9 protein-coding genes and 1 pseudogene are annotated in these 8,122 nt (G+C 67.3%); 8 read left to right on the top strand and 2 right to left on the bottom strand.

Going from position 1 to position 8,122, the window contains the following annotated elements:
• Positions 1-1,003 (bottom strand): annotated as a pseudogene (locus VRZ77_RS13155) (hypothetical protein); the annotation flags it as partial.
• A gap of 299 nt (positions 1,004-1,302) precedes the next feature.
• On the opposite strand from VRZ77_RS13155, the gene VRZ77_RS13150 reads away from it, so the two are divergent.
• From VRZ77_RS13150 to VRZ77_RS13120, 7 genes are all read left to right on the top strand, one after another.
• On the top strand, positions 1,303-1,665 hold the full coding sequence (locus VRZ77_RS13150) for a phasin family protein (RefSeq protein WP_414593108.1): 363 nt from the start codon (positions 1,303-1,305) through the stop codon (positions 1,663-1,665).
• 250 nt (positions 1,666-1,915) lie between these two features.
• On the top strand, positions 1,916-2,401 hold the full coding sequence (locus VRZ77_RS13145) for a phasin (RefSeq protein ID WP_414593107.1): 486 nt from the start codon (positions 1,916-1,918) through the stop codon (positions 2,399-2,401).
• A gap of 179 nt (positions 2,402-2,580) precedes the next feature.
• Complete coding sequence (locus tag VRZ77_RS13140; RefSeq protein ID WP_414593106.1) at positions 2,581-2,865, top strand: type II toxin-antitoxin system RelE/ParE family toxin; 285 nt, start codon at positions 2,581-2,583, stop codon at positions 2,863-2,865.
• Positions 2,866-2,882: 17 nt separating this feature from the next.
• The gene (locus VRZ77_RS13135; RefSeq protein ID WP_414593105.1) at positions 2,883-3,188 is read left to right on the top strand and encodes a HigA family addiction module antitoxin; all 306 of its coding nucleotides are present in this window, start codon (positions 2,883-2,885) and stop codon (positions 3,186-3,188) included.
• Positions 3,189-3,329: 141 nt separating this feature from the next.
• The gene (gene groES / locus VRZ77_RS13130; protein WP_013165451.1) at positions 3,330-3,626 is read left to right on the top strand and encodes a co-chaperone GroES; all 297 of its coding nucleotides are present in this window, start codon (positions 3,330-3,332) and stop codon (positions 3,624-3,626) included.
• Positions 3,627-3,699: 73 nt separating this feature from the next.
• Complete coding sequence (groL, locus tag VRZ77_RS13125; RefSeq protein ID WP_414593104.1) at positions 3,700-5,337, top strand: chaperonin GroEL; 1,638 nt, start codon at positions 3,700-3,702, stop codon at positions 5,335-5,337.
• Between the two features lie 478 nt (positions 5,338-5,815).
• Positions 5,816-6,697 carry a dienelactone hydrolase family protein gene (locus VRZ77_RS13120; RefSeq protein WP_414593103.1) on the top strand — a complete coding sequence of 294 codons (882 nt, stop codon included), beginning with the start codon at positions 5,816-5,818 and terminating at the stop codon, positions 6,695-6,697.
• A gap of 7 nt (positions 6,698-6,704) precedes the next feature.
• Here the strand turns inward: VRZ77_RS13120 and VRZ77_RS13115 are convergent, their stop codons facing one another.
• Positions 6,705-7,328 carry a MarC family protein gene (locus VRZ77_RS13115; protein ID WP_414593102.1) on the bottom strand — a complete coding sequence of 208 codons (624 nt, stop codon included), beginning with the start codon at positions 7,326-7,328 and terminating at the stop codon, positions 6,705-6,707.
• A gap of 139 nt (positions 7,329-7,467) precedes the next feature.
• On the opposite strand from VRZ77_RS13115, the gene VRZ77_RS13110 reads away from it, so the two are divergent.
• Positions 7,468-8,121 (top strand): ribonuclease HII, encoded by a 654-nt coding sequence (locus VRZ77_RS13110; protein WP_414593101.1) that lies wholly within the window; start codon positions 7,468-7,470, stop codon positions 8,119-8,121.
• Position 8,122: the final 1 nt, after the last annotated feature.

Raw genomic sequence — 8,122 nt, 5'->3', positions numbered from 1 at the left:
GCTGCGGCGCGGGCGTCGCGGCTTCCGGCGCGGCGGGCTCCGGGGGGAGGGGGCGCGCAGCGTCGGCCGGTGCTTCGGGTTCCGCGACGGGCAAGTGAGTTGCTGCCGGTTCCGGCGCGATCGGTTGCGCAAGCGCAGGCGTCGTGTCTGTCGGGGGCTCTGCGGTCGAGACTTCGGCGACCGGAGGCTCGATCACGGTCGGCGGGACCGAGGCCGGCGCCGCGTCAATCCGCTGCTTCACCACGCCGAAGCCGCGCATGCCTTCCTCGCGCGCCGGGGCGCCGCCCAGCTCGACGGCGAAGGCCTCGCCGCGCGGGGCGGTGAGCGTGATCGGCAGATGGCTGAAGCTGCGCCCCGCCAGCACGGCCTCATGAGCGGGGACAGCGCCGAGCGCGCGCCAGTCGCGCCCGCGCAGGCTTTCCGCCGGCATGCCGAGCGCGGTGGCGAGGCGCGGATCGACATGGCTCAGCCGCGCATCCGCGTCGGTCTGCCAGGTGAAGCGCAGCGGGAAGGAGAAGGTGAGGGCCGGCGGGGCGGGGCGCTCCGGCTCGGTGCGCGGCGGGGAGGGCGCTATGCCGGCCGGGAGCGCATCCCCGCCCGCGCGTGACCGCGGCTCGCGGGACTGGGGCTCGGTGCTGGCAGCCGCCAGCGGGCGCGCGGCGTCGAGCGAGGTCATCAGCAGCGCCCTGGCGCCGTCGGCGGCGATCAGCGAACAGGCAAAGGTGGTGGGCGTCAGCCGGCCGGGCAGGCGCAGGCGCTCCAGCCGGGGCGCGCGGCCGGGCCGCAGCGTGGGAGCGAGCCGGGAAAGGACCGGCGCCAATTCGCCAAGCTCGCGCGCGCCGAGCAGCGCGCGGCCGGCCGGGTTGGCGGCGAGGAGCCGCCCGTCGGCGCGCACCAGCAGCGCCGGCGCCGCCGCACCGAGAGCGGCCGCCGCCTGCGCACGCAAGGCCTCATCCGCTACGGAAGCGGCAGAAGAGGCGGGGCCGTCGGTCGGAATGCTCATGCTCGCCAGTCATTGCCCCCGGCGAAATGCCGGCCTGTTACGCGGTCCGCGGCCGCAGGAATGCACCATAATGCCCGCCGGTGTTCCTTGCCATGGCGGCATGCCGGCGACATCTCAGCTTCGCATCTTCCGGTTAACTTCTGGCCACCGATACAGGTTAACGGAAATTCTACCGCCGCGATCGGTAAGGCGCGTTGCCTTTCCGACATCGGATGTCTACTTTAGTCGTAGGCATCAGCGCGAATGGTACATATGCCGACCGCCGTTAGATTGAGCAGGTAACTTAACGGGAGGTGCAGATGGCCGAGAATCCGAAGCTTGAAATTCCGCACGAACTGCGGACCATCGCCGAGCAGGGCGTCGATCAGGCGCGCGCGGCGATCGACGGCTTTCTTTCCGCTGCGCACAAGGCGTTCGACGATGCCGGGAGGCAGGTGGACGCCGCCCATGACAATGCTCGCGAGCTGGGGCGCACCAGCGTTGGTTTTGCCGAGGCCAATATCGCCGCCAGCTTCGACTTCGCCTCGCGCCTTGCCAAGGCGCAGACGGTCGAGGAATGGACCCGCCTTCACGCCGAGTTTGTCACCGAGCAGGCGCATCGCCTCGCCGAGCAGGCCAAGGCCATCGGCCGCGCCGGTTCCACGCCGGGCCTCAACTTCTGACGCCGATCCGCGTGCACCGCAAAAGCCGGGCGGGGCGAACCAAACGCCGCCCTTGTGCGTTTTCCTGAAGAATTTTCTTGATTGTGCATTGCAATATGATATTGCAGTGCACAATTAGTTTGATGCGATGTCGGGAAGGGCAATGGCGGGACGCTGTTGGCCACGTCTTTCCGGGTCGCGCGCCAGCTTGTCCGCTCGCGAAGACAAGGCCGGCTTCCCGATGCAATCGCGAACCACCGAGGAAAAACCAATGGTTGAGGCTGCTGCTCCTTCCCCGAAAAAGACCGTCAAGGCCGCCACCACTGCTTTCGAAGCGGCGGTGCCGAAGATCGATCTCGCCAATCTCGAAGTTCCCGCCGCCGTGCGCGAAATCGCCGAGAAGAGCGTGCAGAACGCGCGCGAGGCGTATGAAAAGCTGAAGACGAGCGCCGAGGAAACCACGGACCTGCTCGAAGACACCTATTCGACCGCCTCCAAGGGCGTCGCCGAGTACAACGCCGCCGCGCTCGAGTCGCTGCGCGCCAATGTGAACGCCACCTTCGACTATTTCGGCGCCCTGCTCGGCACCAAGAGCGTCTCCGAGGCCGTGGAGCTCTCCACCGGCCACCTGCGCAAGCAGTTCGACGTGCTCTCGGCCCAGGCCAAGGAGCTGTCGGTGATCGCGCAGAAGGTCGCGACCGAGACCGCCGAGCCGATCAAGGCCTCGGTCGAGAAGAACATCAAGAAGGTCAGCTGACCTCCTGGCTGTTGCGTAAGCGTTGCGTAGAGTTGAGAACCCGGCCTGTTCCGCAGGCCGGGTTTTTCGTGCGTGTGACCCAGAACGGGATGCCCGGTCGGCTGGCTGTATCGCTTTGTGATACGTTTCTATTGACGCCGGAGTGTATCGTTATATGATACACATCTCAGAGGGCGGCGATGATCGTTTCGACGAAAGGCAAGATGGTCGAGGCCGTCATCTCCGGCATGGTACCGAAGGGGTTCCCGCCCGATCTCCTTCGCAGCGCCGAGCGTCGTTTGCGTGCTGTTGATGCCGCGGTTCTGATCGAAGACCTTCGTTCGCCGCCCGGCAACAAGCTGGAAGCCCTCAAGGGAGATCGAAAGGGGCAGCACTCGATCGGGATTAACGGCCAGTGGCGCATCTGCTTTCGCTGGACATCCGCCGGCCCGGAAGATGTCGAAATCGTCGACTATCACGATTGAGGGTGAGGAGATTCATCATGGCTGTGACGTTTGCGCGCCCGATGCACCCGGGCGAGTTCCTTCGCGAGGAGTATCTTATTCCGCTCAATATGAGCGCCGGCAAGCTTGCGAAGGCTCTTGATCTGCCGCGCACCCGGATCGAGCGGATCGTGCGCGAGGAGATCGGCATCTCCACCGATACCGCGCTTCGGCTTGGCCGCTTCTTCTCCACCACGCCGAACTTCTGGCTGAACTTTCAGCAGGCCTATGACGTGGAGACCGAGAGCGCGAAGCTTGCGCGCGCGATCGACCATATTACACCTTACGACACGCAGGCAGACTGACGCGTCTTGGCGGTGTCCGCTTGACACTCCCGTGCCCCCTGCCTATCTCGGCAGCGGCTGGCACTCGCTGTCGATGAGTGCCAAGATGTCCGCTCAGTGAGCGCCGCGCCGGCGCGAGACAGGAAGACCGAGGAACCACCGATGGCCAAGCTGAAATTCCGCCCCCTGCACGACCGTATCGTGGTGAAGCGCCTCGACGCGGAAGAGAAGACCGCTGGCGGCATCATCATCCCCGACAGCGCCAAGGAAAAGCCCTCGCAGGGTGAAGTCGTCGCCGTGGGCCCGGGTGGCCGCGACGAGGCCGGCAAGCTGGTTCCGCTCGACGTGAAGGCGGGCGACAAGGTGCTGTTCGGCAAGTGGTCCGGCACCGAGGTCAAGATCGACGGCCAGGACCTGCTGATCATGAAGGAATCCGACGTCATGGGCATCGTCGGCTGAGGCCGGCTTGATTGCCTGACGCAACGGCCCGCCTCAAGGCGGGCTGAACGCCCCCCATTCAGGAGTGAGCCTCATGGCCGCCAAGGACGTAAAATTCGCAGGCGATGCGCGCGACAAGATGCTGCGCGGCGTCGACATCCTCGCCAATGCGGTGAAGGTGACGCTGGGCCCGAAGGGCCGTAACGTCGTGATCGACAAGAGCTTCGGCGCTCCCCGCATCACCAAGGACGGCGTGACTGTCGCCAAGGAGATCGAGCTCGAAGACAAGTTCGAGAACATGGGCGCGCAGATGGTGCGCGAAGTGGCCTCGAAGACCAACGACCTCGCCGGCGACGGCACCACCACCGCCACCGTGCTGGCCCAGGCGATCGTCCGCGAGGGCGCCAAGTCCGTGGCCGCCGGCATGAACCCGATGGACCTCAAGCGCGGCATCGACCTCGCCAGCGCCGAGGCCATCAGGGACATCGAGAAGCGCGCCAAGAAGGTGAAGTCCACCGGCGAAGTCGCGCAGGTCGGCACCATCTCCGCCAATGGCGACTCGTCGATCGGCGAGATGATCGCCGGCGCGATGCAGAAGGTCGGCAACGAGGGTGTCATCACCGTCGAGGAAGCCAAGACCGCCGAGACCGAGCTCGACGTGGTCGAGGGCATGCAGTTCGACCGCGGCTATCTCTCGCCGTACTTCGTCACCAATCCCGAGAAGATGCTCGTGGATCTGGAAGACGCCTATCTGCTGATCTTCGACAAGAAGCTCTCGGGCCTCCAGGCGATCCTGCCGGTTCTCGAAGCCGTGGTGCAGTCCGGCAAGCCGCTGGTCATCATCGCCGAGGACGTCGAAGGCGAGGCTCTGGCCACGCTCGTCGTCAACAAGCTGCGCGGCGGCCTCAAGGTCGCGGCCGTCAAGGCGCCGGGCTTCGGCGACCGCCGCAAGGCCATGCTTGAGGACATCGCCATCCTCTCCGGCGGCCAGGTGATCTCCGAAGAGCTCGGCATCAAGCTGGAGAGCGTCACGCTCGCCATGCTCGGCCGCGCCAAGAAGGTGGTGATCGAGAAGGAAAAGACCACCATCGTCGACGGCGCCGGCAAGAAGAAGGACATCGAGGCCCGCGTCGGCCAGATCAAGCAGCAGATCGAGGAGACCACCTCGGACTACGACCGCGAGAAGCTCCAGGAGCGTCTGGCCAAGCTCGCGGGCGGCGTCGCGGTGATCCGCGTCGGCGGCGCGACCGAGGTCGAGGTGAAGGAGAAGAAGGACCGCGTGGACGACGCGCTGAACGCCACCCGCGCGGCGGTGCAGGAAGGCATCGTCCCCGGCGGCGGCATCGCCCTGCTGCGCGCCAAGAAGGCGGTCGAGAAGCTGACCTCCGACAACCCCGACATCCAGGCCGGCATCAAGATCGTGCTGAAGGCGCTTGAGGCGCCGATCCGCCAGATCGCCGAGAACGCCGGCGTGGAAGGCTCGATCGTGGTCGGCAAGGTGCAGGAATCGAAGGACCAGAACTTCGGCTTCAACGCTCAGACCGAAGAGTTCGTGGACATGATCGCCGCCGGCATCGTGGACCCGGCCAAGGTCGTGCGCACCGCCCTTCAGGACGCCGCCTCGATCGCCGGCCTGCTGATCACGACCGAGGCCATGGTCGCCGACCTGCCGAAGCCCCCCGCGGCGGCTCCCGCCATGCCGGGCGGCGGCATGGGCGGCATGGATTTCTGAGGAAGTCCGAAAGCCGCCCGGCTTTACGCATGAGTTCCAAGTCGGCAACAGCCGACTTGGGCGGGCGGCGGCATGGGCGGCATGGATTTCTGAGGAAGTCCACTCCGCCAACGCGGTTTCTAGTGCGTGAACCCGGCAAGCCGGGTTCACGTGGCGGCATGGATTTCCGAGGAAGTCTGTCCGTTCGATTTACGGAAGGGCGCGGCGCGAGCTGCGCCCTTTTCGTTTGGTGGCGAGGTCTTAAGCCGTCACCCTGACCGGAGCGCCGTGCCGAGCCAGAGCGCATCCCGATGTTCATGCGATCCCGGATCGGTGCTTCGGCCGTCCAGGATGACGCCTGCGATAGGGCCCGGCCATGCGACCGGGCGGGTTGCGGTCGCTTCGCCGCCGTTATCGGTCCCTCGATACCGCTCCCCTAATTCTGATGTGCGTGCGCCGTGTTTCGGGTCCAGGCTGGCGCGAACAGGGAGGCGTGCCGATGGACCAGCGCATCATCGATCTCTACGACCGCTTCACCCATGGCCAGATCGGCCGGCGGGAATTCATGGACCGGCTCGCGACGCTGGCCGGCAGCCTCGCCGCCGCCGCCGCGATGCTGCCGCTGCTCCAGAACGATTATGCCCGCGCCGCGATCGTGCCGGAGGACGATGCTCGGCTCGATATCGCCACCGAGCAATATCTCTCGGCGGGAACGCCGGTCACCGGCACTCTGGTCCGCGCCCGCCGCGTCGACGCCAAGCGGCCGGCCGTGCTGGTGATCCACGAGAACCGCGGGCTCAATCCCCATATCAAGGACGTCACCCGCCGCCTCGCGCTGGAAGGCTATCTCGCCTTCGGTGTCGATCTGCTGTCACCCGACGGCGGCACGCCGGCCGACGAGGACAAGGCGCGCGAGATGATCGCCGCGCTCGACCGGCCGACCACGGTGGCGCGCGCGGTGGACGCGGTGCGGTTCCTCAAAGCCCATACGGCCTCGACCGGCAATGTCGGCGCCGTGGGCTTCTGCTGGGGCGGGGGACTGGTGAACCTGCTGGCCGAGGCGAGCCCGGAGCTGAAGGCCGGCGTCGCCTATTACGGCGCGCAGCCCCCACTCGACCGCGTGCCGGACATCAAGGCCGCGCTGCTGCTGCAATATGCCGGGCTCGACGCCCGCATCAACGAAGGCATCGCGGCCTATGAGGCGGCGCTGAAGGCGGCGGGCAAGGACTACACCGTCCATGTCTATGACGGCGCCAACCACGCCTTCAACAACGACACCAATCCCGCGCGCTACGACCCCAAGGCGGCGGAACTGGCCTGGACCCGCACCGGGGCGTTTCTCGCCAAACATCTGGGCGCGCCGCCGCCGGTGGAAATCTGAAAGCCGCTCAGATCGGCGGCAGGTTCAGCCACTTCGCCGAGGCGCTGAGGATGAGGTCGACCGCCAGCGCGGCGAGGATCATGCCCATGACGCGGCTGATAATCGAGCCACCGCCGCGCCCGATGAGGCGCGAGATGCGGCCAGCCAACAAGAGGATGACGAGCGTGACTGCCAGCACGATCGCCATGGTGGCGATGGTGAACAGCCGATCCGGGAAATTATGGCGGGCATTGTCGGTCAGCACCACCGCCGCCAGCATGGCGCCGGGGCTGGCAATGGAGGGGATGGCGAGCGGGTAGATCGCGACATCGAGAGGATTGGTCTCGACCTGCGGGTCGGGATTGCCGTGCCCCGAGCCGCTGATCATGGTCAGCGCGAACAGGAACAGCACGATGCCGCCGGCGATCTGGAAGGATTCGATCGACACATCCATCGCCCGCAGCAGCCAGTGGCCGGCAAGGGCGAAGAACACCAGCACGCCGAAGGAGATGGCGACCGACAGATAGGCCGCGCGCTTGCGCCCTGCCGCGTCCAGCATCGCCGTCGCGGCGAAGAACACCGGCAGCGTGCCGAGTGGGTCGATCACCACCCACAGCGTGACGAATTCCTGAATACGCTCCGACCAATTCATCCCTGACCCGCCTGCTGCGTCGCCGGTCACCCACATAGGCCATTCACGCCCGATGGCCCAACACATTACGTGCTGTGCTATGGGGTGGGCGTGGATGCGGGCGGATTCGAGGCCGCCGAGCGGCGAGGGAGAGGGCGGCATGCGGGCACCGAGGGCGACGGCGCGGACATGGCCGGACTTTGCCACCGAGCGCGCGGCGCTGGCCGCCGGCGAGGCACCGGTCGCGGGCGCGGACGAGGTGGGGCGCGGGCCCTGGGCCGGGCCGGTGGTGGCCGCCGCCGTGATCCTCGATCCCGAGCGCGTGCCCGAGGGGCTCGACGATTCCAAGAAACTGAGCGCGGCCCGGCGCGAGGCGCTGTTCGAGATCATCTGCGCCAGCGCCGAGGTCGCGCTCGCCTTCGCCCCGCCGGCGCGGATCGATTCCACCGACATCCGCCAGGCGACGCTCTGGGCGCTGGCGCGGGCCTGCGCCGGCCTGCCGCGCGCGCCGCGCCTGCTGCTGGTGGACGGGCGCGACGTGCCCCCCGTTACCTGTGCGGCGCGGGCGATCATCGGCGGCGACGGGCTGGTGGCCTCCATCGCGGCGGCCTCGATCGTCGCCAAGGTGACGCGCGACCGGCTGATGGGCGAACTCGGCCGCCGGCATCCCGGCTATGGCTTCGAGCGGCACATGGGTTACGGCACCGCCGAGCATGCCAGCGCGCTGGAGGCGCTCGGCGTGTGCGAACACCATCGCGTCTCCTTCGCCCCGATCCGCGCAAGGCTGGCGCGAACGGTCGAGATCGCGTCCTGAT

The sequence above is a fragment of the Ancylobacter sp. G4_0304 genome, assembly GCF_047501495.1.
Lineage (GTDB): Bacteria > Pseudomonadota > Alphaproteobacteria > Rhizobiales > Xanthobacteraceae > Ancylobacter.
This window is presented reverse-complemented; position numbering and strand designations above follow the sequence as displayed.